Origin of the sequence: Petropleomorpha daqingensis, assembly GCF_013408985.1 — a bacterium.
In the GTDB taxonomy this organism is placed as follows: Bacteria; Actinomycetota; Actinomycetes; order Mycobacteriales; family Geodermatophilaceae; genus Petropleomorpha; species Petropleomorpha daqingensis.
The window spans coordinates 39,130-62,357 of sequence record NZ_JACBZT010000001.1 but is presented as its reverse complement, the minus strand read 5'-3'; the positions used below and the strand labels follow the sequence as shown (position 1 = coordinate 62,357).

26 protein-coding genes are annotated in these 23,228 nt (G+C 74.7%); 14 read left to right on the top strand and 12 right to left on the bottom strand.

Annotated features, from left to right (window positions below):
• Positions 1-8 precede the first annotated feature (8 nt).
• Positions 9-1,526, bottom strand: coding sequence for a cytochrome ubiquinol oxidase subunit I (locus tag GGQ55_RS00330; RefSeq protein ID WP_179714583.1), 1,518 nt, complete (start codon positions 1,524-1,526; stop codon positions 9-11).
• Between the two features lie 113 nt (positions 1,527-1,639).
• Here GGQ55_RS00330 and GGQ55_RS00325 point away from each other — a divergent pair, with 113 nt between their 5' ends.
• Genes GGQ55_RS00325 through GGQ55_RS00315 form a run of 3 tightly spaced genes read left to right on the top strand, consistent with a single transcriptional unit; the run spans position 1,640 to position 4,006 of the window.
• Positions 1,640-1,984 (top strand): BlaI/MecI/CopY family transcriptional regulator, encoded by a 345-nt coding sequence (locus GGQ55_RS00325; RefSeq protein WP_179714582.1) that lies wholly within the window; start codon positions 1,640-1,642, stop codon positions 1,982-1,984.
• The gene (locus GGQ55_RS00320; RefSeq protein WP_179714581.1) at positions 1,984-2,910 is read left to right on the top strand and encodes a M48 family metalloprotease; all 927 of its coding nucleotides are present in this window, start codon (positions 1,984-1,986) and stop codon (positions 2,908-2,910) included. The genes GGQ55_RS00325 and GGQ55_RS00320 overlap by 1 nt, the downstream gene beginning before the upstream one ends.
• A 28-nt stretch (positions 2,911-2,938) precedes the next feature.
• Positions 2,939-4,006, top strand: coding sequence for an epoxide hydrolase family protein (locus tag GGQ55_RS00315; protein ID WP_179714580.1), 1,068 nt, complete (start codon positions 2,939-2,941; stop codon positions 4,004-4,006).
• On the opposite strand, the gene GGQ55_RS00310 is transcribed toward GGQ55_RS00315, so the two are convergent.
• The 6 genes from GGQ55_RS00310 to GGQ55_RS00285 form a co-directional block, all read right to left on the bottom strand.
• On the bottom strand, positions 3,996-4,856 hold the full coding sequence (locus GGQ55_RS00310; protein ID WP_179714579.1) for an oxidoreductase: 861 nt from the start codon (positions 4,854-4,856) through the stop codon (positions 3,996-3,998). The two genes, GGQ55_RS00315 and GGQ55_RS00310, sit on opposite strands and share 11 nt — an antisense overlap.
• Entirely contained in the window at positions 4,853-7,039 is a 2,187-nt protein-coding gene (locus GGQ55_RS00305; RefSeq protein ID WP_179714578.1) for a heavy metal translocating P-type ATPase, read from the bottom strand. Before GGQ55_RS00305 ends, GGQ55_RS00310 begins: the two co-directional genes overlap by 4 nt.
• A gap of 7 nt (positions 7,040-7,046) precedes the next feature.
• Positions 7,047-7,256, bottom strand: coding sequence for a heavy-metal-associated domain-containing protein (locus tag GGQ55_RS00300; RefSeq protein WP_179714577.1), 210 nt, complete (start codon positions 7,254-7,256; stop codon positions 7,047-7,049).
• 20 nt (positions 7,257-7,276) lie between these two features.
• Complete coding sequence (locus tag GGQ55_RS00295; protein ID WP_179714576.1) at positions 7,277-7,582, bottom strand: metal-sensitive transcriptional regulator; 306 nt, start codon at positions 7,580-7,582, stop codon at positions 7,277-7,279.
• Positions 7,583-7,601: 19 nt separating this feature from the next.
• Complete coding sequence (locus tag GGQ55_RS00290; protein ID WP_366488470.1) at positions 7,602-7,928, bottom strand: MerR family transcriptional regulator; 327 nt, start codon at positions 7,926-7,928, stop codon at positions 7,602-7,604.
• Between the two features lie 74 nt (positions 7,929-8,002).
• Positions 8,003-8,485 carry an Hsp20/alpha crystallin family protein gene (locus GGQ55_RS00285; protein ID WP_179714575.1) on the bottom strand — a complete coding sequence of 161 codons (483 nt, stop codon included), beginning with the start codon at positions 8,483-8,485 and terminating at the stop codon, positions 8,003-8,005.
• A gap of 237 nt (positions 8,486-8,722) precedes the next feature.
• On the opposite strand from GGQ55_RS00285, the gene GGQ55_RS00280 reads away from it, so the two are divergent.
• Together GGQ55_RS00280 and GGQ55_RS00275 are read left to right on the top strand one after the other, a co-directional pair.
• Positions 8,723-8,926, top strand: a complete 204-nt coding sequence (locus GGQ55_RS00280) for a hypothetical protein (protein ID WP_179714574.1) — start codon at positions 8,723-8,725, stop codon at positions 8,924-8,926.
• A 61-nt stretch (positions 8,927-8,987) separates the two neighbouring features.
• Positions 8,988-9,425 (top strand): YybH family protein, encoded by a 438-nt coding sequence (locus tag GGQ55_RS00275; protein WP_179714573.1) that lies wholly within the window; start codon positions 8,988-8,990, stop codon positions 9,423-9,425.
• Here the strand turns inward: GGQ55_RS00275 and GGQ55_RS00270 are convergent.
• Together GGQ55_RS00270 and GGQ55_RS00265 are read right to left on the bottom strand one after the other, a co-directional pair.
• Positions 9,412-10,140 (bottom strand): DinB family protein, encoded by a 729-nt coding sequence (locus tag GGQ55_RS00270; protein WP_179714572.1) that lies wholly within the window; start codon positions 10,138-10,140, stop codon positions 9,412-9,414. The genes GGQ55_RS00275 and GGQ55_RS00270 overlap by 14 nt on opposite strands.
• Entirely contained in the window at positions 10,140-11,519 is a 1,380-nt protein-coding gene (locus GGQ55_RS00265; RefSeq protein WP_366488469.1) for a glutamine synthetase family protein, read from the bottom strand. The genes GGQ55_RS00270 and GGQ55_RS00265 overlap by 1 nt, the downstream gene beginning before the upstream one ends.
• 124 nt (positions 11,520-11,643) lie before the next feature.
• Here GGQ55_RS00265 and GGQ55_RS00260 point away from each other — a divergent pair, with 124 nt between their 5' ends.
• From GGQ55_RS00260 to GGQ55_RS00225, 8 genes are all read left to right on the top strand, one after another.
• Positions 11,644-13,161, top strand: a complete 1,518-nt coding sequence (locus GGQ55_RS00260) for an APC family permease (protein WP_179714571.1) — start codon at positions 11,644-11,646, stop codon at positions 13,159-13,161.
• Complete coding sequence (locus GGQ55_RS00255; protein ID WP_179714570.1) at positions 13,158-14,270, top strand: trans-sulfuration enzyme family protein; 1,113 nt, start codon at positions 13,158-13,160, stop codon at positions 14,268-14,270. Before GGQ55_RS00260 ends, GGQ55_RS00255 begins: the two co-directional genes overlap by 4 nt.
• Before the next feature lie 73 nt (positions 14,271-14,343).
• Positions 14,344-15,444 (top strand): amidohydrolase family protein, encoded by a 1,101-nt coding sequence (locus tag GGQ55_RS00250; RefSeq protein ID WP_218859105.1) that lies wholly within the window; start codon positions 14,344-14,346, stop codon positions 15,442-15,444.
• A complete protein-coding gene (locus tag GGQ55_RS00245; protein WP_179714569.1) occupies positions 15,441-16,652 on the top strand; it encodes a M20 metallopeptidase family protein in 1,212 nt (403 codons plus the stop codon). Before GGQ55_RS00250 ends, GGQ55_RS00245 begins: the two co-directional genes overlap by 4 nt.
• A gap of 29 nt (positions 16,653-16,681) precedes the next feature.
• Positions 16,682-17,062, top strand: a complete 381-nt coding sequence (locus tag GGQ55_RS00240; protein WP_179714568.1) for an STAS domain-containing protein — start codon at positions 16,682-16,684, stop codon at positions 17,060-17,062.
• Between the two features lie 9 nt (positions 17,063-17,071).
• On the top strand, positions 17,072-18,343 hold the full coding sequence (locus GGQ55_RS28115; RefSeq protein WP_179714567.1) for a YibE/F family protein: 1,272 nt from the start codon (positions 17,072-17,074) through the stop codon (positions 18,341-18,343).
• Positions 18,340-18,957, top strand: coding sequence for a class I SAM-dependent methyltransferase (locus GGQ55_RS00230; protein ID WP_179714566.1), 618 nt, complete (start codon positions 18,340-18,342; stop codon positions 18,955-18,957). The genes GGQ55_RS28115 and GGQ55_RS00230 overlap by 4 nt, the downstream gene beginning before the upstream one ends.
• Positions 18,947-19,276: a TraR/DksA family transcriptional regulator gene (locus GGQ55_RS00225; RefSeq protein WP_179714565.1), complete on the top strand. Its 330-nt coding sequence runs from the start codon at positions 18,947-18,949 to the stop codon at positions 19,274-19,276. The genes GGQ55_RS00230 and GGQ55_RS00225 overlap by 11 nt, the downstream gene beginning before the upstream one ends.
• On the opposite strand, the gene yczE is transcribed toward GGQ55_RS00225, so the two are convergent.
• Positions 19,183-19,863 carry a membrane protein YczE gene (gene yczE / locus GGQ55_RS00220; protein WP_179714564.1) on the bottom strand — a complete coding sequence of 227 codons (681 nt, stop codon included), beginning with the start codon at positions 19,861-19,863 and terminating at the stop codon, positions 19,183-19,185. The two genes, GGQ55_RS00225 and yczE, sit on opposite strands and share 94 nt — an antisense overlap.
• Positions 19,864-19,921: 58 nt before the next feature.
• Here yczE and yczR point away from each other — a divergent pair, with 58 nt between their 5' ends.
• The gene (yczR, locus tag GGQ55_RS00215) at positions 19,922-21,355 is read left to right on the top strand and encodes a MocR-like transcription factor YczR (RefSeq protein ID WP_179714563.1); all 1,434 of its coding nucleotides are present in this window, start codon (positions 19,922-19,924) and stop codon (positions 21,353-21,355) included.
• On the opposite strand, the gene GGQ55_RS00210 is transcribed toward yczR, so the two are convergent.
• Together GGQ55_RS00210 and GGQ55_RS00205 are read right to left on the bottom strand one after the other, a co-directional pair.
• Positions 21,348-22,178 carry a glycosyltransferase family 2 protein gene (locus tag GGQ55_RS00210; RefSeq protein WP_366488465.1) on the bottom strand — a complete coding sequence of 277 codons (831 nt, stop codon included), beginning with the start codon at positions 22,176-22,178 and terminating at the stop codon, positions 21,348-21,350. The two genes, yczR and GGQ55_RS00210, sit on opposite strands and share 8 nt — an antisense overlap.
• Positions 22,175-23,227 carry a prenyltransferase/squalene oxidase repeat-containing protein gene (locus GGQ55_RS00205; RefSeq protein WP_366488463.1) on the bottom strand — a complete coding sequence of 351 codons (1,053 nt, stop codon included), beginning with the start codon at positions 23,225-23,227 and terminating at the stop codon, positions 22,175-22,177. Before GGQ55_RS00205 ends, GGQ55_RS00210 begins: the two co-directional genes overlap by 4 nt.
• Between the last annotated feature and the right edge of the window lies 1 nt (position 23,228).

The window sequence follows — 23,228 nt, the reverse complement described above, 5'->3', positions numbered from 1 at the left end:
GTCGGCTCCTAGTAGGCGAACGAGAGGACGTCGTCGGACTCGGGTGCGCCCTCGGGCGGCGTCCCCGGGGTGGGGGAGGGCTGCTGGGCGACGCCCTTGCGGACGAAGCGGGTGATCAGGCCGAGCTCGATGACCGCGAGCACGCCGTAGACGACGCCGAGCGTGATCAGCGAGGTCAGCACCTCGGCGGCGGAGATGCCCGGGGAGACGGCCTGGGCGGTGAAGAAGTAGACCTGCTCGCCGACCGGCACGTCCGGGTTGGGGACGACGACGAACGGCTGGCGACCCATCTCGGTGAAGATCCAGCCGGCCGCGTTGGCGACGAACGGTGCGCCCACGGCGAGCAGCGACCCGTACACGCCGATCCGCCAGGTCGGCACCCGGCCGCCGCGGGTCGACCACAGCGCGTAGGCCGCGACCGCTGCCGACACCGCGCCCATCCCGACCATCAGCCGGAAGCCCCAGTAGGTCACCGCGAGCACCGGCGTGTAGTCGATCGGCTGCCCGGCCTTGTCGCCGAACGACGGGTCGTCGGGGTAGGTCGCGCCGTAGACCGCGGCGTACTTCTCCTGCAGCTCGTTGACGCCGGGCACGGCGGTGGAGAAGTCGTTGTGCGCGAGGAAGGACAGCAGCCCCGGGACGGTGAACGAGTGGACGTCGTCGCACTCGTTGGACCCGAGCTTGCCGAACGCGAAGATCGAGAACGGCGCCGGAGCCTCGGTCTCGCACAGCGCCTCGGCCGAGCTCATCTTCAGCGGCTGCTGCTCGTACATGAGCTTGCCCTGGAAGTCCCCGGTGAGCGCGACCAGCAGGAACGCAGCGAGCGTGACCCAGCCGCCGAGCCGGACCGAACGGCGCCACACGACGTGGTCGACGTCGGTGGTCGGCTGCCCGGCGAGCTTCCGCTTGCGCAGGTGCCACAGGCCGATGCCGACCAGCAGGGAGCCGGCGACCATCAGCGCGGCGACGATCGTGTGGCTGTAGGCGGCCAGCGCAGTGTTGTTGGTCAGGACGGCGAGGAAGTCGACCTGGCGCGGCCGGCCGTCCTCGGTGAGCACGACGCCGACCGGGTGCTGCATCCACGAGTTGGCCGCGATGATGAAGTACGCGCTGATCCACGAGCCGACCACCGCCGCCCACAGGGAGGCGAGGTGCAGTTTCTTCGGCAGGCGGTTCCAGCCGAAGATCCACAAGCCGAGGAACGTCGACTCGAGGAAGAACGCGAGCAGCGCCTCCATGGCCAGCAGCGAGCCGAAGACGTCGCCGACGAACTTCGAGTACTCGCTCCAGGCGAGACCGAACTGGAACTCCTGGACCAGTCCGGTGGCCACGCCGAGGGCGAAGTTGATCAGGTAGATCCGGCCCCAGAAGCGGGTCATCCGCAGCCACTCGGGCTTGCCGGTCCGCACCCAGAGGGTGTGCATCACCGCGACCAGGACTCCCAGGCCGAGGGTCAGCGGGACCATCAGGAAGTGGTAGACGGTCGTGATTCCGAACTGCCACCGGGCGATCTCGAGCACGTCCACCGCGGGGTTCTCCCTCTGTCGTACGATCGACACGTTCTTTCTACGCCGCGTAGAAGACACTTTTCTACAGAACGTAGAAGACACGCTGTGTGACGTGTCGGACAGGAGGGCTCGTGGCCTCGCTCGGTGACCTGGAGCGCGCCGTGATGGAGCGGCTGTGGGCGGCCGGCGAGCCGCTCGCGGCGACGACGCTGCGCGACCAGTTGGCCGACCGCGGCGTCGCGCTCACCACCGTGCACACGGTGCTGACCCGCCTGGAGCAGAAGGGCTTCGTCGCGCACGACGACGCCCGGCCACGGCGCTTCGCCGCACGCGCGAGCCGCGAGGAGCACGCCGCCGAGCTCATGCACGAGGTGCTCGGGCAGGCCGCCGACCGGCAGGCCGTGCTGGCCCGGTTCGTCGGCAGCGTCAGCGAGGACGAGGCCCGCCTGCTGCGCGACCTGCTCGCCGGGGCCTGATGCTGCCCGCCACGGCGGCGGCCCTCGCGTGCCTCGCCGCGCTGCTGGCGTGGCCGGTGCCCGCCGCCCTGGCCCGGGCCGGCTGGGCGCGGCGCGACCCGCTGGTGGCGCTGGTCTGCTGGCAAGCGATCGGCCTGGCCGGTGGCCTGTCGATCATCGGCGCGCTGCTGGTGCACGGGCTCGCGCCGTGGGGGCACTCGCTGCCCGAGGCCGGCTGGGCGGTGCTGCGCGGGCACGCCGCGCTCGACCCGGTCCGCGGCGACCACTGGGTCGCGCTCACGCTGGCCGGGGTGCTCGCCGTCGAGCTGGTCGGCGTCCTGCTGCTGTCGTGGGTGCGCACCGCCCGCACCCGGCGACGGCACCGGGCGCTGCTCGAGCTGATCGTGCAGCCGGCCGCGGTGCCCGACGCGCGCCTGCTGGAGCACCCGGCGCCGGTCGCGTTCTGCATCCCCGGCGCGCGGCCGCTGCTGGTGCTGTCCTCCGGGATGGTCGAGGAGCTCGACGACGCCCAGCTCGACGCGGTCGTCGCGCACGAGCGGGCGCACCTGCGCGAGCGGCACCACCTGCTGCTGCTGCCGTTCGTCGCCTGGGAGGCGGCGCTGCCGGTGCTCCCCGCGGCGGCGCGGGCGCACGCGTCGGTGCGGCAGCTGGTCGAGATGCGGGCGGACGACGTCGCGCTGCGGCTGCTGCCCGCCGGCTCCCGCCGGACCCTGGCGCAGGCGATCGTGGCCGTGGCCGGCGGCGCCGGGGGAGGTGTGCCGGCCGGGGCGCTGTCGGTGGCCGGGAGCGCGGTCGGCGCCCGCGTCGTCCGGCTGCTCGAGCCGCCGTCCCCGCTGCCGGCCGCCGCGCGCTGGACCGCTCTCGCCTCGGCCGCGCTCCTGCTGCTGGTCCCGACGCTGCTGCTCGTCCTCCCCGCCGTCCTCTGACGGGGTTTCGCGCGCTTAACCTCGCGGCATGACGGTGCGCCCCTTCCGGATCGAGGTCCCGCAGGCCGACGTCGACGACCTGCGCGAACGACTCGCGCGCACCCGCTGGCCGGTGCAGCAGGAGCTGCCCGGGGAGCGCGGCATCCCGGTGGGGCGGGTGCGCGAGCTGACCGAGCGCTGGGCGACGTCGTGGGACTGGCGCACGTGGGAGGCGCGGCTCGACGCGTTCCCGCAGGTGGTCGCCGACATCGACGGCACGCGGGTGCACGCGCTGCACGTGCGCTCGGCCGACCCGGACGCCGTCCCGCTGGTGCTGCTGCACGGCTGGCCCGGCTCGGTCGTGGAGTTCCTGCAGGTGCTCGGGCCGCTCGCGGAGGACTTCCACCTCGTCGTCCCGTCGCTGCCCGGGTTCGGCTTCTCCGGGCCCACTCCGGACGGCGGCTGGACGCCGGAGCGCATGGCCCGGGCGGTCGCCGAGCTGGTGCACCGGCTGGGCTACGAGCGATACGTCGTCCACGGCGGCGACTGGGGCTCCCACGTCGGGCGGGACGTCGCCCGGGTGGACGGCGGCTCGGTGCTCGGCCTGCACGTGACGATGACGCCGGGCGTGGACGTCTCCGAAGACCCCGCCGCGGCGGAGGCGTGGGAGCGCTACGGCCGCGACCTCGCCGGCTACAACAAGCTGCAGTCGACCCGGCCGCTGTCGCTCGCCCCGGCGCTCACCGACTCACCGGCCGGGCTGCTCGCGTGGATCGCCGAGCGCTTCGCCGAGTGGACCGACCCGGCGAGCGACATCGACGAGGACCAGCTGCTGGCGAACGCGGCCGTGTACTGGTTCACCCGCACCGGCCCGTCGTCGGCGCAGATCTACTGGGAGCGCCAGCACGCCCCGACGCCGGAGTGGGCGCGGGGCGTGCCCACCGGCGTCGCCGTGCTGCCCCACGACCTGGCCCGGCCGCCGCGCACGGCCATGGAGGCCGCGGTCGACCTCGTCTCGTGGACCGAGTTCGAGCGCGGCGGGCACTTCCCGGCGATGGAGATCCCGGACCTGCTGGTCGGCGAGCTCCGCCGGTTCGTGCGGCTGGTCACGCCCTGAGCGACGCCGGGAAGTCGATGCCGGTCAGCTCGGCCGACGCCTCCCACAGCCGGCGCGCCAGGTCGAGGTCCTTGGCGCCCTTGCTGCGGCTGACCCGGGCCGGCGGGCCGACCAGGCCGTAGCGCGGGCCGACGTAGCTGCCGCCGGGGAGGTCCGCGGTCGCGGCGTAGAGGGTCGGGACGGCGCCGCGATCGGCGCTGCCGCCCAGCACCGCGTTGCCCAGCGCCATGGCGCCGTCCTTGACCCGGCTGCCTGAGTGGCTCTGCAGATTGGTCGCCGCCCACCCCGGGTGCGCCGCCAGCGCGCGCACCGGGGAGCCGGCCGCGGTCAGCCGGCGCTGCAGCTCGAGGGTGAACAGCAGGTTGGACAGCTTCGACTGCCCGTACGCGCGCTCGGCGTTGTAGGGGCGCTGCTGCCAGTTGAGGTCCTGCATCGCGATGCTGCCGAACCGGTGCATCAGCGAGGAGAGCGTGACCACGCGGTCGGTGATCGACGGCAGCAGCAGGTTGGTCAGCGCGAAGTGCCCGAGGTGGTTGGTCCCGAACTGCAGCTCGAAGCCGTCGACGGTGACACCGGCGGGCACCGCCATGATCCCGGCGTTGTTGATCAGCAGGTCGAGCTCGCCGGTCCACGCCTCGGCGAAGCCACGGACGGACTCGAGGTCGGCGAGGTCGAGCCGGCGCACCTCGACGTCGCCCGGGACGTCGGCCGCCTCACCCTTGGCGACGTCCCGGACGGCGAGGACGACGTGCGCGCCCGCCGCCGCCAGGGCGCGGGCGCTGGCGAGGCCGAGACCGCTGTTCGCGCCGGTGACGACCGCGGTGCGACCGGTCTGGTCGGGGATGATCACCCCTCGACGGTAGGCGCCCGGTCCTCGGCCCGGTTCTCGGCCAGGGGGGCGAACCGGCGCAGCCGCAGGCTGTTGGTGACCACGAAGACCGAGCTGAACGCCATCGCCGCGCCGGCGATCATCGGGTCGAGCAGCCCGGCGGCGGCCAGCGGGATCGCGGCCACGTTGTAGGCGAACGCCCAGAACAGGTTGCCCTTGATCGTGGCCAGCGTCCGGCGGGAGAGCCGGATCGCGTCGGCCGCGGCCCGCAGGTCGCCGCGCACCAGGGTCAGGTCGCTGGCCTCGATGGCGACGTCGGTGCCGGTGCCCATCGCCAGCCCCAGGTCGGCCTGGGCGAGCGCGGCGGCGTCGTTCACCCCGTCGCCGACCATGGCCACCGTGGCGCCGTCGGCCTGCAGCCGCTTGACCACGTCGACCTTGTCGGCCGGCAGCACCTCGGCGATCACCTCGTCGATGCCGACGCCCGCCGCGACCGACCGCGCGGCGGCCGCGTTGTCGCCGGTGAGCAGCACGGGGCGCAGTCCCAGGTCCTTCAGCTGCCGGACCGCCGCGGCGGACGTCGGCTTGACCGCGTCGGCGACGACCAGCACGCCGCGGGCGACGCCGTCCCAGGCCACCGCGATGGCGGTGCGCCCCTCGTCCTCGGCCTGCTGCCGGGCGTCGTCCAGGTCCGGCGGCAGGACGGCGTCGACCAGCCGCGGGCGGCCGACGACGACGGCCCGGCCCTCGATCGTGCCCCGCACGCCGAGGCCCTCGACGTTGGCGAAGCCGTCCACCGCCGGCAGCGGGCCGCGGTCGGCCGCCGCCCGGGCGACGGCCTGCGCGATCGGGTGCTCCGATGCGGCCTCCAGGGCGCCGGCCACGCGGAGCAGCTCGTCGCCGTCCTCGCCCGGGGCGGGCACGACGTCGAGCAGGGTCATCCGGCCGCTGGTGACGGTGCCGGTCTTGTCCAGGACGACGGTGTCGACCCGGCGCGTGGACTCCAGCACCTCCGGGCCCTTGATCAGGATGCCCAGCTGCGCGCCGCGGCCGGTGCCGACCATGAGCGCGGTCGGCGTGGCCAGCCCCAGCGCGCAGGGGCAGGCGATGATCAGGACGGCGACCGCGGCGGTGAACGCGGCCGACGCGCCGCCGCCGGCGAGCAGCCAGCCGGCGAGCGTGCCCAGGGCGACGACCAGCACGATCGGCACGAAGACGCCGGAGATCCGGTCGGCCAGGCGCTGCACCTCGGCCTTGCCGTTCTGCGCCTCCTCGACCAGCTGCGCCATCTGCGCGAGCTGGGTCTCCGACCCGATCCGCGTCGCCCGGACGACGAGCCGCCCACCCGCGTTCACGGTCGCGCCGACGACGGCGTCACCGGGGCCGACCTCCACCGGCACCGACTCGCCGGTGAGCATCGAGGCGTCGACGGCGGACGAGCCCTCGGTCACCTCGCCGTCGGCGGCGATCTTCTCGCCCGGCCGGACGACGAACAGGTCCCCGACCGCCAGTTGGCCGACGGGGACGCGGACCTCGGCGCCGTCGCGGAGGACGGAGACCTCCTTGGCCCCCAGTTCCAGCAGCGCGCGGAGGGCTGCGCCGGCCCGCCGCTTGGCGCGGGCCTCCAGCCAGCGCCCGGCGAGCAGGAACGTGGTGACGACCGCGGCCGCCTCGAAGTACAGCTCGGCGTCGGTGCCGGCGACCAGCACGACCAGCGACCAGAAATAGGCGGCCAGGGTGCCGAGGGACACCAGCGTGTCCATGGTCGCGGCTCCGTGGCGGAGGTTGGTCCAGGTCGCGCGGTGGAACGGCAGGCCGCCCCAGAAGACGACCGGAGTCGCGAGCGCGAGGGAGAGCCACTGCCAGCCGGCGACGTGCAGCGCCGGGATCATCCCGACGAGGACGACCGGCAGGCTGAGCACCGCCGAGACGACGAGCCGCCGGGCCCCGCTGTCGTGCTGCTCCTCGGGCTCGGGCCGGGGGAGCGCCGCGGTGTAGCCGGTCTTCTCGACGGTGGCGATCAGGTCGTCGGGCGTGACGCCGCCCCCGTAGCTGACCTGCGCCTTCTCGGTGGCGTAGTTGACCGTGGCGGTGACTCCGTCGAGCCGGTTGAGCTTCTTCTCGATCCGGGCGGCGCAGGACGCGCAGGTCATGCCACCGATCAGCAGTTCGGTGGTCTGCGCGTCCTCGCCCGTGGTCCGCATCGGTCGTTCAGCGCCCGGCGAGCGCGTAGCCGGCCTCGTCGACCGCGGCGGCGACCGCGTCGTCGTCCACGGGGCTCTCGCTGCTGACCGTCAGGCTGCCCGACTCGAGGTCGACCACGACCTCGGTGACACCGGGGACGGCGCCGACCTCCTCGGTGACCGCGCTGACGCAGTGGGCGCAGGTCATGCCGGTGACGGTGTACGTGGCGGTGCTCATGGGTTCCTCTCGGATCGGGGTCAGGACCGGACGAGGCGCGCGATGGCGTCGGCGGCCTCGCGGACCTTCTCGTCGGCCTCGGGTCCGCCGGTCTGGGCGGCGGAGACGACGCAGTGGCTCAGGTGCTCCTCGAGCAGGCCGAGCGCGACCGACTGCAGCGCCTTCGTCATCGCGGAGACCTGCGTCAGGATGTCGATGCAGTATTTCTCGTCCTCGACCATGCGCTGCAGGCCGCGGGCCTGGCCCTCGATGCGCCGCAGCCGCGTCAGGTAGTCGGACTTCTTGGAGATGTACCCGTAGTGGGCGCTGGTCTCGTCGGTCGTCACGCCTCGGTACTATACCCCCCTAGGGTTCCTGACGCTGCTGGTCCTCCAGACGGGCGAGGTCGGCGCGGGCTTCGGCGAGCTCGTCCTGCAGGTTGATGATCGTCTCGGCGGAGGCGACGGAGTGGCCGTCGTCCACGAGGCCGCGCATGCGGGCGGCGACGGCGAGCTGCGCGCGGGAGTAGCGGCGGTGACCGCCGGGGGAGCGGTGCGGCTCGAGGACCCCCGAGCTGTCCAGCGAGCGCAGGAAGGCCTGCTGCACGCCGAGGAGCTCGGCGGCCTGGCTCATCGTGAGGGCCGGGTAGTCGGGGTCGTCCAGCCGGCTCAGCGCGTCCGGTTCCTCCGCCACGACGGGCTCCTCTCGATGCGGAAAAGGCCAGGGGCCGGACCCGACGGGTCGGGTCCGGCCCCTGGGACAGGCCGTCAGGCCTCGACGGCCGGGTTCTCGTGCTCGATGGTCCTGCCCTCGACCGGGGTCGGCGCGTCGGCGCGGGTGACCTGGATCTTGCGGGAGCGCGCCTTCTCGGCGACCGGGATGCTCACGGTGAGCACGCCGTCGTGGTAGCTGGCCTCCAGCCGGTCGGTGTCCAGGCTCCGGCCGAGCACGAGCTGCCGCGTGTAGCTGCCGTAGGGCCGCTCGGCGACGGTCCACTCGGCGTTCTCGAGCTGCGGCACCGAGCGCTCCGCGGTGACGGTGAGGGTCTGCCCCTCGATCGACAGGTCGATCGAGCCGGGGTCGACGCCGGGCAGGTCGAAGTGGGCGACGAAGTTGTCGCCGACCTTGTAGGCGTCCATCGGCATCCCGGAGAGCGGGCGTGCCGTGCCCATCCGCCCGGAGAGCTGGTCCAGCAGCCGGAAGGCGCTGGTGGTGGCGGCGAACGGGTCGTAGGCGGTCAGCATGGCCATGGCTGGTGTCAACCTCCTGGGGTCGTTCTGTTCAGTTCGCTGCCCGAGGTCCTGACCTCTAGTGGCAACTGGAGATTACCTCCAGCGTGCGCGGGTGTAAACACCGGCGTACGGCCGGAAGTCGGCCGGCACGGGAACGCGGCTGCGCGGGTAGGGCGTTGTCGACTCCGAGGGTCACCTTCAGCAGCGCTGCCTCGTTGCCGATATCGACGGTGGCCCACGACCGAGGAGAGACAGATGAACTACCTGCGCCGCCTGCAGTACGAGCGGCCCCTGCTCTTCATGGTCGTGCTGTTCGTAGGCCTCTGGGTCGGCTTCCAGGTCGTCCTGTACGTCGCTCAGCTCATCCTGGGTCCGTTCGGCCTCCCGGCGTGGGCGCCCCTGGTGCTCGTCCTCGTCATCCTGGTCGTGATCGCCCGCCGACAGCAGCGATCGCGCTAGCACGGGCCGCGACCGACGAACTGCTTGTCCCGTCGCTCGCGGGAGCACGACACTGCCGGGCATGGGCGACAACGAGGACTTCGAACGCGACTTCCTCCCGCGCTTCATCGATTCGCTGCGCGCCTTCCACGACGGCGACCCCGAGCCGCACATCGCGCTCTGGTCGTCGCATGACCCGGTGACGCTGTTCGCCATCCGCGGGATGCGCAGCACCGGTGCGGAGGCGCTGACTGAGACGTTCCGGCGCGTCGCACGGTGGTTCTCCGACGTCGCCGACTACCGGTGGGAGCTCATCGCGTCGAACGTTGCCGGGGATTCGGCGTACACGGTGTGCATCGAGCGCTACGCCGTAGCCGTCGAGGGACGACCCCCGGAGCAGTTCGAGGTGCGCAGCACGCACCTCTTCCGCCGCGAGGACGGACGCTGGCGGGCCGTGCACCGGCATGCCGATCGGCAGCCGCTCGAACCGACGGGAGGCGCCGCGGTCAGCGGGCGGTGAGGACGGCGAGGTCGCGCTCGGCGAAGCGGCGGTGGTCGCACACCTCCTGCAGCACCGTCCTGAGGCAGGCGCGCACGGTGTGCGTCTCCTCGCCCCACAGCGCGACCGGCGCGGCGGTCCGCGGTTCCTCCAGCTCGGCCTCGGTCACCTCGGCGAGCGCCTTGTCCACCCGCGCTCGCCGGTCGGTGAACAGCTCTGCGGCCTCGGCGAACGTGGGCCGGGCGGCGGAGTCGAGCCCGATTGAGGGCCACTCGGTCAGCGGCAGGTCGGTCGGCGGCAGGCCCAGCGGGGAGAACGGCGCCGACTCGCCGTGCAGCCAGCCGCCCACCCACGTCTCGACGGCGAACGCCAGGTGGCGCAGCGTCTCGACGAACGACCACTCGCCGTCCACCCGCTCCTGCAGCAGCGCCTCGTCCAGCGCGCCGGCCCGGGTGAGCGTCCCGTCCCACAGGCCGGACAGCTCGGCCCACGCCGCGCGCAGCTCCGGGAGCGAACGCGCCTCCCGCACGCGCACCCGTTCCGGATGGCGGCGGTCCAGCTCCGCGGCCACGTACTCGCTCACGTCGACGTCGTCCACGAGCACCGGGCCGGCCTGCCCGCTGAAGCCTCGGATGACCAGGCCGTCGACGAACGAGCTGACGATCTTCACGTCCCGCAGGTCGCAGTCGCGGAACGTCGCCCCGTGGAAGGCGTCGGTGTAGTGGTAGTCGGGCATCAGTGCACCCACCGCAGGGCCGCCGCGACGTCCTCGGCCGACTTGCCCTCCAGCGCCGCGATCTCGCCGCGCCGGACGTCGACCACGGTCGCGGCCAGCTCCTCGCCGTAGACCCGGGCCAGGACGTCGTCCCGCTCGAAGGCCCGCACCGCTTCGTCCAGCGACGTCGGCAGCTCCCGGACCCCGGCTTCGCGCCGGCCCTCATCGGACAGCGTCGCGGGATCCACCCCGACCGGATCCGGCAGCGTCGCGAGGGAAGCCAGCCCGGCTCGCCCGGTCGCGAGCAGCCCGGCCATCAGCAGGTACGGGTTGGCCGCCTGGTCCACGCTCTTGACCTCGACGTTCGCCGCGGCCTGCCGGCGCCCGGACGGCCCGGTCACGAAGCGGATCGCCGCCTCCCGGTTCTCCAGCCCCCAGCAGGCGAACGCGCCGGCCCAGTGCGACGGGATCAGCCGCAGGTACGAGGCGACCGTCGGCGCACCGACCGCGAGCAGCCCCGGCAGGTGGGTGAGCAGGCCGGCGATGAACGCCTCGCCGTCCGGGGTCAGGCCGAAGGTGCCCTTCCCGCCGCTCATCAGGTTCTCGCCGTCCCGCCACAGCGACAGGTGCACGTGCCCGCCGTTGCCGACCCCGTCGGCCAGCACCTTCGGCGAGAACGACGCCCGCAGCCCGTGCCGGGCGCTGACGGCCTTGATCGTGTGCCGGACCAGCACGGTCGTGTCGGCGGCGGCCACCGGGTCCTCCGCCGCGACCGACAGCTCCAGCTGCCCGGCGGCGTACTCGGGGTGGAACTGGTCGACGGCGACCCCCTGGGCGGCCAGCGCGGTGAGCAGGTCGCGCGCGTAGTCCGACACCGCGACGTGCCGCGCCATCCCGTACGCGGGGCCGGTCAGCCCCGGCACGAAGTCGTCGGAGCCGGCCACCCCGACCGCCCACTCGATCTCGAACGCGGCCTGCACCGACAGGCCGTCGGCGGCCAGCTCGTCGACCACCCGGCGCAGCAGCAGCCGGGAGTCCTGGACGTGCGGCTGGCCGTCCTGGTCGTAGCGGTCGACCGGCGCCCACGCCCAGCCGGGCTGCCCGGCCAGCACGGTCAGCCGGTCGAGGTCGGGGTGCAGCCGCAGGTCGCCAACGGCGCTGCCGGCGAAGCGTCCGGCGACGATCGAGTCGTCGAAGAGGAACGCGTCGAACACCGGGCTCATCCCGACGCCCCAGGCCGCCGCCGAGGGCAGTTTCGCCAGCGGCACCGACTTCACCCGGGTCACCCCGCTGGTGTCCACCCAGGGCAGGACGACGCCGACGACGCCGGCCTCTCGCAGCCCGTCGAGCATCTCCTCGGCGCGCGCAGCACGCCGCTCCCGTTCCTCGTGCGCCAGCACCCTGGCCTCCCGCGTGTGAAGAGGTCGTAACGGATCTTCCGATCGCGCTCCCTGCGGGAGCACACTCCACGCGCTTGACCTGCGCAACCGTCCGTGTCCCCCGCGATGCGATCAGGAGTTCCGCATGGCCGTCTCGCCGTCCCGCCCCGACGCCCCGGTCGAGCCCTCCGGCCCGGGCCTGCGCCGGACCCTGTCGGTCTGGCAGGCCGTCGGTCTCTCGGTCGCCCTCATGGCGCCGAGCATGGCCGCGAACATCAACCCGCAGGGCACCGCGACCACCGTCGGCCGCGCCGTGCCGCTGGCGTTCCTGCTCGCTGCCGTCGGCGTGCTCCTGGTGGCCTACGGCTTCGTGCGGCTCACCCAGCACTTCCACCACGCCGGCTCGGTGTACGCCTTCGTCGGCGCCACCCTGGGCGCGCGCACCGGCCTGGTCAGCGGCTTCGCGCTGTTCGGCACGTACTGCTTCTACGGCGTGGTCACCTCGACCGCGGCCGGCATCTTCGGCACCGACTTCCTCGCCGCGATCGGCGTCTGGCCGAACCCGCCGTCCTGGGCGCCGTTCGTGCTCGCCGTCATCGCGCTGCTCGGCTCGCTGGCGCTCACCGTCGCCCCGGCCCGCCGGGGCACCAGCGTGCTGCTCTCGGTGGAGGGCGCCACCGTCGCGCTCATCCTCGTGATCAGCGCGATCGTGCTGGTCCGCCTGCTGTCCGGCAGCGCGCCCGGCGGGCAGACCTTCACCTGGTCGGTGTTCTCGGTGCCGCCGGGCACCGACACCTCGGCGCTGTTCCTCGGCATCGTGTTCGGCTTCCTCTCCTTCGCCGGGTTCGAGGCCGCGGCCACCCTCGGCGAGGAGGCGCGGCACCCGCGCAAGGACATCCCGCGCGCCATCCTCGGGACGGCGATCTTCGGCGGCATCTACTTCACGATCGTCACCGCCATCGAGGTCATGGGCTTCGGGGCGGACGACGCCGGCGTGCAGAAGTTCATCGCCTCCGGCTCGCTGCTCGGTGACCTCGGCCGCGAGTACATCGCCGGCTGGGTCGGCGACCTGATCACCATCGGCGCCGCGATCAGCGCCTTCGGGTGCTGCCTGGCGTGCATGGTCGGTGCCTCGCGGCTGGCCTTCGCCTTCGCCCGCGACCTGCGCCGCGAGGGCACGCCGCAGACCGGGCTGGCCGGCACGACGCGGGCGGGGACGCCGGGCGCAGCGGCCGTCCTCGTGGTCGTGGTGATGGCCGTGATCATGCTCATCGAGGCGATCGCCGGCGGCGGCGTGCCGTTCAGCGTCTTCCTGTGGTCGGGCACCATCGGCACGCTGATCCTGCTGGTCGCCTACGTGCTGACGACGATCGGCGCGATCAAGCTGGTGTTCGTCGAGCGCGCGATGCCCGGCGTCCCGATGTGGCAGGTCGTGATCCCGATCCTGGCGCTGGTCGTGCTCGGCTACACGCTGTGGCGCAACGTCTACCCGTTCCCGTCGCCGTCCGACGGCGCGCTGTTCTGGAACCCGATCATCGCCGCGGCGTGGGTCCTCGCCTGCATCGTCGTCGTGGCCGCCATCGGCCCGGCCGCCCGCAGGGCCGGCGCGGCGCTGACCGCGGCCGAGCTGGGCTCGCGCCAGGAGGAGGTCGGCACCCGGTGAGCCGCCCGGACGAGTCGCGGGCGTTCACCCCGCGCACCCGGCCGGTCGTGCCGCCGATCCACCACTCCGTCACCTACTACCTCGACGACAAGGCCTACGCCGACGTCCAGGCCGGGGGTCTGGACGAGCACTGGTACTCCCGCTTCCGCAACCCGACGGCCGACGTCACCGCCTCGGCGGTGGCCCGGCTGGAGGGCGGCGCGGCGGCGCTGATGACCTCGTCGGGCATGGGTGCGATCGCGACGACGCTGCTCACGTTGGTCCGAGCGGGGGACCGGCTGGTCGCGGCCCGGCAGGTCTACGGGGACACCCGCGACCTGCTCGTGCGCGACCTGCCGGGCTGGGGGGTCGACGTGGTGCAGGTCGACGCGGCCGACCTCGACGCCTGGCGGGAGGCGGTCGCCGGCGGGCCGACCACGGTCGTCTACGCGGAGACCCTCGCCAACCCGCAGCTCGAGCTCACCGACGTCGCGGGCGTGGCGGCGATCGCCCACGAGGCCGGGGCGCGGTTCGTCGTCGACAACACCTTCGCCACGCCGTGGCTGGTCAGGCCGCTGTCGCTGGGTGCCGACGTCGTCGTCCACTCGGCGACGAAGTTCCTCAACGGGCACTCCGACGTCATCGCCGGGGCGGTGGTGGGGGACGTCGACGTCGTCCGGGAGGTGCAGCGCCGGGTGGTCACGCTCGGCACGTGCCTCGACGCGCACGCCGCCTACCAGGTGTGGCGCGGCCTGCAGACCTTCGAGGTGCGCATGGCGCGGCAGTGCGCCACCGCCGCGCGGATCGCCGAGGAGCTCAGCGGCCACCCCGACGTCGTGTCGGTGCGCTACCCGGCGATCGGCGGCGCGATGGTCGCGTTCACCGTGGCCGGTGGCGACGCGCGGGCCGGTGCGGTGATCCGCCGGTTGCAGGTCGCCAGCGAGGCGACCAGCCTCGGCGGGGTGGAGACGCTGGTCAGCACGCCGTTCAACTCCTCGCACTTCTCGCTGACGCCGGAGGAGCGGCGGGCCGCCCGGATCGACGACGGGATGGTCCGGCTGTCGGTCGGGCTCGAGGACCCCGACGAGCTGATCGCCGACCTGACCGGCGCCCTGGAGGCCACTCGGTGAGCGAGCTTGCGAGCTCACCCATGAGCACAGCATCGCCGAGCACGAACCCGACGAGCGCCAGCGAGGAGGGTTCGTGATCGAGGTCCCGCTCGTCGACCACCACTGCCACGGGGTGGTGACCCGCGACCTCGAGCGCCCCGAGGTCGAGGCGATGCTCACCGAAGCGGACGCGCCCGGCCTGGCCGGGACGCTGTTCGACTCGCAGATCGGCTTCGCGCTGCGCCGCTGGTGCGCGCCGGTGCTCGACCTCGAGCCGCACGCCGCGCCGGACACCTACCTGGCCCGCCGCGCGGAGCTCGGCGCCGCCGAGGTGAACCGCCGCCTGCTGGCCGCCACCGGGATCGGCAGCTTCCTCGTCGACACCGGCTACGTCCCCGAGCCGATCACCTCGCCCGGCGAGCTGGCCGCGCTCGCCGGCGGCACCGGGCGCGAGGTGGTCCGGCTGGAGGCGGTGGCCGAGGAGGTGCTCGCCGGTGGCTGCACGGCGTCCGGTTTCGCCGACGCCTTCCGCGACCGGCTGGGCGAGCGCTGCGCCGACGCCGTCGGGGTCAAGTCGATCGCCGCCTACCGGGTGGGGCTGGCGCTCGAGGGCGCGCGGCCCACGGACGCCGAGGTGACCCGCGCCGCCGGGGCGCTGCTGGCGGCCGGTGGTCGGGCGCGGGTGGCCGACCCCGTGCTGCACCGCTTCCTCGTCTGGTGCGGCATCGACTTCCGGCTGCCGGTGCAGTTCCACGTCGGCTACGGCGACGCCGACACCGACCTGCACCGCGGCGACCCGCTGCTGCTCACCGACCTGCTGAGGGCCACCGAGCCGGCCGGCGTGCCGGTCATGCTGCTGCACAACTACCCCTTCCACCGCAACGCCGGCTACCTGGCGCAGGTGTTCGGGCACGTGTTCGTCGACGTCGGGCTGGCCGTGCACAACGTCGGGCGGCGGGCCGACGCGGTGGTGGCCGAGCTGCTGGAGCTGGCGCCGTTCGGCAAGGTGCTGTTCTCCACGGACGCCTTCGGCCTGGCCGAGCTGTACCTGATCTCGACCGCGCTGTTCCGGCGGGCGCTGGGGCGCTTCCTCGACGCCGGCATCGCCGACGACGACTGGACGGCGGCCGACGCCGAGCGCGTCGCCGCGGCGATCGGCGCGTGGAACGCGATCCGGGCGTACCGGCTCGGATGACCGCCGCACTGGAGGCCTGGTACGAGCGGCTGTCGGCCGCCGTGCTGGAGGAGGTGCCCGAGGCGGTCGAGCTGCGCCGGCGGCTGCACGCCGATCCGCGCCTGTCCGGCGAGGAGGAGGACACCGCGGCGGCCGTCGTCGCCGCGCTGGGCGTCGGGCCGGGGCACGAGACGGCGATCACCGGGCGGGTGGTCCGCGTGCTCAAGGGGACGACACCGACCGTCGCGCTGCGCGCCGAGCTCGACGGGCTGGAGGTCCGCGAGGCCACCGGCGTGCCCTGGGCGGCCTCCGGCGGGGTGATGCACGCCTGCGGGCACGACGTCCACCTGGCCGCGCTGGTCGCCGTCTGCCGCGCGGTGCGGCAGGTCGGCGGGCCCGCGCCGGTGCTCGCCGTGCTGCAGCCGCGGGAGGAGGGCGAGCCGTCGGGCGGCCGGGACGTCGCCGAGTCCGGCGTCCTGGACGACGAGGACGTCGGCGCCGCGGTCGCCGTGCACGTGCAGCCGCAGCTGCCGGCCGGCGTCGTCGCGGCCACCCACGGGCCGGTCAACGCCGCGGTCGACGAGGTGCTGATCACGGTGCGCGGCCGCGGCGGGCACGCCGCCTACCCGCACACCACGCACGACCCGGTGCAGGCGCTGGCCGCGGTGATCACCGCCCTGCACACCCAGGTGGTCGCGCGGGTCGACCCGGTGGTCGGCGCGGTGCTGGCGCTGACCGTGCTCGAGGGCGGCGCGGTGTTCAACGTCGTCCCCGACACGGCCCGGGTGCGCGGCGGCCTGCGCACCATGCGCGCGGAGGACCGGGAACTGCTGCACGCGGCGATCGAGGAGGTCGCCCGGCACACCGCCGCGGCGCACGGCTGCACCGCCGTCGTCGACATCAAGGTGTCCGACCCCGTGCTGAACAACGACCCGGCCCTGGCCCGGGCGGCGACCCCGTGGCTGGAGCGGGCGGGGCTCGAGGCCGACGACACGTTCCGCTCGTTCGGCAGCGACGACTTCGCGCACTTCTGCGCCGCCCGCCCCGGACTGATGCTGTTCCTCGGTGTCGAGGGCGGCGCGGTCGACGCCGCCGGCAAGCGGCCCGGCCTGCACTCCCCGCGGTTCCTGCCCGGCGACGACACGGTGCGGCAGGCCGCCCTGGCGCTGCTCGGCGGCTACCTCGGCGCGGCCGGGACGCTGGGGGAGGTCGCGCCGCCGCGGGTGTGAAACGGCGCCGTCCCGGCTACCCCGGAGAGGTGGACGAGCAGACGACCGCACCCACCTCCGACCAGGACCGGCCCGCCCCCGGCGAGCCGCAGGTGACCTCGGAGCTGCACAAGGACACCGCCCTCGTCACCGTGGTCGGCGAGCTCACCGAGGCGGCCCGCAGACCGCTGGTGCGCACGCTCACCGACCTGCTGCTCAGCGTCCCCAACCTGCACCGCGTGGAGCTGCGCCTGTCCGAGGTGACCTTCATGAACTCCGCCGGCATGGCGGTGCTCGTGCAGCTGCAGAAGCTGGGCCAGCCGCGGGCGGTGGACATCGTGCTGGTCGAGCCGCCCGAGCCGGTGAGCCGGCCGCTGCAGCTCGCCGGACTCTGGCACCGCTTCCCGGTCGTGGAGGTGGGCAGCTCTTAGCCTGACCGGGTGCCGCCTTCCCACCCGCACAGCCACGGACCCGACCCCGACGCGGCGCCGCCCGAACCGGGGGTGCTCGCCGGCCGACGGCGCGCCGTCCCGCTGATGCTCGTCGTCCTGGTCCCGATCGCGCTGGCGACCGTCCTCGGCCTGCTGCTGCTCTGGCCGTCCGGGACGCCGGGCCGGGCCGAGCGGGCCGCCTTGCAGGCCGTCCCGGCGGGGACGACGTTCCCGCACGCCACGGTCTCCAAGATCACCCCGTACGACTGCTCGGTCGCCGACCAGACCGGCGCGCCCCAGCAGCTGACCTGCGCGACCCTCGTCGTGAAGATCACCGACGGGGCCGCGGCCGGCCAGTTCCAGCAGGTCGACGTCCCCGCCGAGGTCGTCGCCTACGGGCTGCACGAGGGCGACGAGATCGTGCTGCAGGCCGACCAGGGCGCCGAGGGCGGGCCGACGTACCTGTTCGCGGACTACGCCCGGACCACGCCGATGATCGTGCTGGCCATCGCGTTCGTGCTGGTCGTGGGCGCGGTCGCGCGGCTGCGCGGGCTGCGGGCGCTGCTCGGGCTCGCCGTCGCCTTCGTCGTCCTGCTGAAGTTCGTCCTGCCGGCGCTGCTCGAGGGCTCGTCGCCGACGTGGGTCACGCTGACCGGGGCGTCGGCGATCATGTTCGTCGTCCTGTACCTCGCCCACGGGTTCTCCGCCCGGACGACGACGGCGCTGCTCGGCACGCTGTTCGGGCTGGCGCTGACGGCGGTGCTGGGCGAGGTCGCCGTCGGCGTCTCGCGGCTGACCGGGTTCTCCAGCGAGGCCACCCTCCAGCTGCAGCAGTTCGACCCGACGCTGGACTTCTCCGGCCTGGTCATCGCCGGGGTCGTGGTCGCGGGGCTGGGCATCCTCAACGACGTCACGATCACGCAGGCCTCGTCGATCTGGCAGCTGCACGAGGTCGACCCCGCGCTGTCCGGGCGGGAGCTCTACCGGCGGGGGATGGCCATCGGGCGCGACCACATCGCCTCGACGGTCTACACGCTGGTTTTCGCCTATGCCGGAGTCGCGCTGCCGCTTCTCCTGCTGTTCGAGATCAGCCGGCGCCCCGCGGGCGCGGTGCTCACCGGCTCGCTGGTGGCCGAGGAGGTCATCCGCGCGCTCGTCGGCGGCATCGCCCTGGTGCTGGCGGTGCCGGTGACGACGGCGATCGGCGCGGCCGTGGCCAAGGTGTCGGCCACCGATCGGGTGGGCGGCCTGGCCGGGCTGCGTGCGAAGGTTTCCCGGTGAGCGATCTGCTGGCCGCCGCGGAGGCCGCGCCTGGGTTCATGCCGGACGACGAGGGGCGGGCGCTGTACGAGGCCGCCCTCGCGGTGGCCGTGCCCGGGCCGCTGCTGGAGATCGGCAGCTGGATGGGCAAGTCGGCGCTCTACCTCGCCGCGGCCGCCCGGGAGACCGGCCGCCAGGTGGTCACCGTCGACCACCACCGGGGGTCCGAGGAGCACCAGCCCGGCTGGGACTTCCACGACCCGTCGCTGGTCGACCCCGCTGTCGGGCTCGTCGACACGCTGCCGCGGTTCCGGCGCACGATCGCCGATGCGCGGGCCGAGGACGTGGTGATCGCCGTCGTGGCCCGCTCCGAGGTGCTCGCGCCGCTGTGGTCGACGCCGCCGGCGCTGCTGTTCCTCGACGGCAGCCACACCGAGGAGTCCGCGCGCCGCGACCAGGACGCCTGGGTGGCCAAGCTCGCGGTCGGCGGCACGCTCGCCATCCACGACGTCTTCCCGGATCCGGCCGACGGCGGTCAGGCACCCTTCGGCGTCTACACGCGGGTGCTCGCCTCCGGGGACTTCGAGGAGCTGCCGGGCACCGGGTCGCTGCGGTTGCTGCGCCGTGTCCGCTGACCCGCTGCTCGACGAGCGGGGCGTCGTCCTGCGCGACATCGAATCGCTCACCCGCGAGTTCGACCAGGTAGTGGCGGCCTCGCAGTCCTCGAACGCCGACGACGAGCACGACCCCGAGGGCGCGACCATCGCGTTCGAGCGGCAGCAGACCGCCGCCCTGCTGGAGCAGGCCCGACGGCGGCTGGCCGAGATCGACGCGGCGCTGGCCCGCCGCGAGGCCGGCGACTACGGCGTCTGCGAGACCTGCGGGCGTCCCATCGGCGCCGAGCGCCTCGCGGCCCGGCCGGCGGCGCGCACCTGCATCGACTGCGCCCGCTGACCGCCCGGCACGGTGAGCAGCGGCAGCAGCAGGTGCACCAGCGGCCCGACGGCGAGGGCGTAGACGACGGTCGCGACGCCGAGCGTGCCGCCCAGCGCCCAGCCGGTGAGGACGACGGCGACCTCGATCCCGGTGCGCACCAGCCGCAGCGACCAGCCGGTGCGGGCCACCAGCCCGGTCATCAGCCCGTCGCGCGGGCCGGGACCGAACCGCGCGCCGATGTACAGCGCGGTCGCGACCGCGTTGAGCAGGATGCCGCCCGCCGCCAGCGCGATCCGCCCGGCCATCGCGTCGACGTGCGGCACCACCCGGAGCGCGGCGTCGACCGCGATCCCGATGACGACGACGTTGCTGACCGTGCCCAGCCCCGGCTTCTGGCGCAGGGGGATCCAGCAGAGCAGCACGAGCGCGCCGACGACCACCGTGACCGTGCCCAGCGACCAGCCGAGCCGCGCGGACAGGCCCTGGTGGAGTACGTCCCACGGCATGTTGCCCAGCGCTGACCGGATCAGCAGCGCCATGGAGACGCCGTAGAGGGCCAGGCCCAGGTAGAGCTGGACCAGGCGGCGGGGGAGGGCTCGCGTCACCGGACCATCGTGCGCCAGGATTGGCCCGTTCCCCACAGGCCAATCGGGAGGAAGTGGCGTGGTCGCCGTCTCCGCCGGCCGTCTGTCGCAGCTGCTCGGCGACCTGACCGCCGTCCGCCCGCCGCGCTACGCGGCGCTGGCCGACCGGATCCGCCTGCTCATCGGCGACGGGCGGGTGCCGCTGGGCGCCCGGCTCCCGGCCGAGCGGGAGCTCGCCGGGGCGCTCGGGCTCAGCCGCGCGACGGTCACCGCCGCCTACGCGCGGCTGCGCGAGGACGGCTGGGCCGACGCGCGGCAGGGCGCCGGCACGTTCGCGGTGCTGCCGGCCGGCCCGGCGCGCGGGGCCTGGCTGCCGGCGCCTCCCGAGGACGGCGCGATCGACCTCGCCCACGCGGCGCCGGCCGCCCCGCCGGAGGTGCCCGCCGCCTTCGCCGCCGCCCTGGCCGAGCTGCCGCGGCACCTGCCGGGACACGGGTACCACCCGGCCGGCCTGCCGGAGCTGCGGGCGCGCATCGCCGAGCGGTACGGCGCCCGCGGGCTGCCGACCGAGCCGGAGCAGGTCGTGGTCACCACCGGCGCGCTCGCCGGTGTCTCGCTGGCCCTGTCGCTGCTGCTGGCGCCGGGCCGGCCGCTGCTGGTCGAGCAGCCGACCTACCCGAACGCCCTCGACGCGGCGCGCGGCCTCGGGGCGCAGCTGCTGCCCACCGCGCTGGACCCCGAGGCGCCGGAGGAGTGGCCGGGGACCGCCGCGCGGGCGCTGCGCGCGGTGCGGCCGCCGGCGGCCTACCTCGTCCCGGACTTCGCCAACCCGACCGGCCGGCTGCTCGGCGCGACCGACCGCGAGCGGCTGGCCGCCGACCTCCGCCGTGCGCGGACCGTCGCGGTGGTCGACGAGGCCTTCGTCGAGCTCGGGCTGGACGCGTCGCCGCCGGCGCCGTTCGCGGCGTTCGCGCCGGGGACGATCTCCGTGGGGTCGCTGTCGAAGCTGTTCTGGGGCGGCCTGCGGATCGGCTGGATCCGGGCGGACGCCGACGTCGTCCGCCGGCTGACCGTGGCCCTCGCCCGGTCGACGATGGCCGTCGCGGTCGTCGAGCAGCTCGCGGCGTGCGTGCTGCTCGACGGCATCGAGGCCTCCCGCGCCGCCGTGCACGCCCGGTTGCAGGAGCGGCGCGCCGCGCTGCTGGGGGCGCTGGCGGAGCGGCTGCCCGACTGGCGGGTGCCGGTTCCGGCGGGCGGCCTGTTCGTCTGGTGCGCGCTGCCCGAGCCGCGGTCGAGCGCCCTGGTGCTCGAGGCGGAGCGGGTCGGTGTGCGGCTGGCCCCCGGATCGCTCTTCGGCACCGGGCACGCCCTGGAGGACCGGCTCCGCCTGCCCTTCGCCCAGCCGCCGGAGGTGCTGCGGCGGGCGGTCGACCTCCTGGCCCTCGCCGACGCCCGGGCCAGCGGGAGCCGGGAGGTCGCGCCGGTCGAGGCGGACGTGCTGGCCGTCAGCTGACCAGCCGCTGCACGTCCGCCCACACCCGCGTCGGCACCGGACGGCGGCGGCGCAGCGCACCCGGGACGTCGCGGGCGGCCCGCGCGAGACCACGGCGACCCGGCTTCCCGGCCGTGGCGGCGTCCCGGACGAGCCCGGCCAGCTCAGCCGCCGGGTAGCGCATCAGCGCTGTCAGCAGGCGGGCCCGCCAGACCGCCGCCTGCCGCCGGGCCGGTGCGTCGCGGCGGGGCGAGGGGTGGTGGTGGACGGTCACGCCGTCGACGTAGGCCAGTCCCCACCCGGCCGCGGCGAGGTCGAGGGCGACCCGCTCCTCCTCGCCGGGGAAGCGCACCACCGGGTCGAACCCGCCGACGGCGAGGAAGGCGCCGGTGCGCACCATCGCCGCGCACGCGACGAACCCGAGCAGCGACGGGCCGGGGAGGTCGTCGGCGGTGCCCAGAGGGCTGGCGGCCATCTCGGCGCAGACGGGGTCGAGCCGCTGCTCCGGGCCGACCAGGATGCGGGCGTTGAGGACGGCCAGCCGCGGGTGCGCCCGCAGAACCGCCACCGCGCGGTCGAGGTCGCCCGGTGCCCACCACGAGTCGTCGTCGGCGAACGCGACGAACTCGGTGCCGGCCGCGACGACGCCCTTCGTGCGCCCGCGCGCCCCCTCGTTGCGGGCCAGCGGCAGGACCGTGACGCCGGGGTGCGCAGCGCGGACGGCGTCGACGGTGCCGTCGGTCGAGGCGTTGTCGACCAGGATCACCGGGGCCTCGTGCCGGGGCAGGGTCACCAGGAGGTCCTCGCGGCGGTTGCGGCTCGCGACGACGACGGTGAGGCTCACGGTCGGACGGTGCCCGCGCTCCCCGGCAGCCAATCGGGTGTCCCGGTCCCGGGCGCCGGCAGCGCGGCCGGATCGGTGAACAGCCGGGCGGCGCCGGTCGCGCCGGCGAGGGCGTCCGCGGCGAGGACGACGGCCGCGGCGGTCCACGTCGTCCGCTCCACCGGCCACCGGGCGTCGTCGGCGTAGACGTAGCCGGTCCAGTAGGAGCCGTCGTCCTCGCGCAGGTGCTGCATGGCCGCGAGCTGCTCGAGCGCGGCGTCGGGCTGGCCGGCCGCGGCGAGGGCGAGCGCCAGCTCGCAGGTCTCGGCGCCGGTCACCCACGGCCGGTCGGCGACGCAGCGCGCCCCGAGGCCGGGGACGACGAACCGGTCCCAGTCCGCGGCCAGCCGGTCGCGGGCGGCCGGGCCGGTGACCGCGCCGCCGAGCACCGGGTAGTACCAGTCCATCGAGAATCTCGACCGGTCGGCGAACGCCTCGGGGGACTCGCGCAGCGCCGTCCCGAGTTCGGTGACGGCCAGCTCCCAGTCCGGCTGAGGGTCGTCCTGCAGCTCGGCGAGCGCGACGCCGCAGCGCAGCGCCTGGAAGAGGCTGGCGCACCCGGTGAGCAGGGCGGTGTCGTCCGGCGTCCCGTCCGGGCGCAGCGCCCACCCGATCGCCCCGCCGGGCAGCTGCATGCGGGTGACCTGGTCGAGGCCGCGCCGGACGGCCGGCCACAGCTCGCCGACCAGCAGCTCGTCGCCGGTCACCAGCCAGCTGTGCCAGGCGCCGACGGCGAGGTAGCCGGCGTGGTTGCTCTCGGCGGCCGGCGCGGTCTCGACGCCGCCGCGGTACTCCGACGCCCACGAGCCGTCCGGCCGCTGCCGATCGGCGAGCCAGCGGTAGGCCGCGCGGGCGCGGGCGTGCTCGCCGCCGACGTCGAGGGCCATCGCCGCCTCGACGGAGTCCCACGGGTCGAGCTGGCCGCCCCGGAACCAGGGCAGCGCGCCGTCGGCGTCCTGCTGGTCGGCGATCCACGCGACGGTCCGCTGCAGCTGCCCGCAGGCGAGCACA

Bases quoted from the DNA above. Each gene is read 5' to 3' on its own strand.
- GGQ55_RS00315 (WP_179714580.1), top strand. From the start codon at position 2,939: ATGACGGTGCGCCCCTTCCGGATCGAGGTCCCGCAGGCCGACGTCGAC.
- GGQ55_RS00320 (WP_179714581.1), top strand. From the start codon at position 1,984: ATGCTGCCCGCCACGGCGGCGGCCCTCGCGTGCCTCGCCGCGCTGCTG.
- GGQ55_RS00305 (WP_179714578.1), bottom strand. From the start codon at position 7,039: ATGCGGACCACGGGCGAGGACGCGCAGACCACCGAACTGCTGATCGGT.
- GGQ55_RS00300 (WP_179714577.1), bottom strand. From the start codon at position 7,256: ATGAGCACCGCCACGTACACCGTCACCGGCATGACCTGCGCCCACTGC.
- GGQ55_RS00275 (WP_179714573.1), top strand. From the start codon at position 8,988: ATGGGCGACAACGAGGACTTCGAACGCGACTTCCTCCCGCGCTTCATC.
- GGQ55_RS00285 (WP_179714575.1), bottom strand. From the start codon at position 8,485: ATGGCCATGCTGACCGCCTACGACCCGTTCGCCGCCACCACCAGCGCC.
- GGQ55_RS00245 (WP_179714569.1), top strand. From the start codon at position 15,441: ATGACCGCCGCACTGGAGGCCTGGTACGAGCGGCTGTCGGCCGCCGTG.
- GGQ55_RS00270 (WP_179714572.1), bottom strand. From the start codon at position 10,140: ATGCCCGACTACCACTACACCGACGCCTTCCACGGGGCGACGTTCCGC.
- GGQ55_RS00280 (WP_179714574.1), top strand. From the start codon at position 8,723: ATGAACTACCTGCGCCGCCTGCAGTACGAGCGGCCCCTGCTCTTCATG.
- GGQ55_RS00260 (WP_179714571.1), top strand. From the start codon at position 11,644: ATGGCCGTCTCGCCGTCCCGCCCCGACGCCCCGGTCGAGCCCTCCGGC.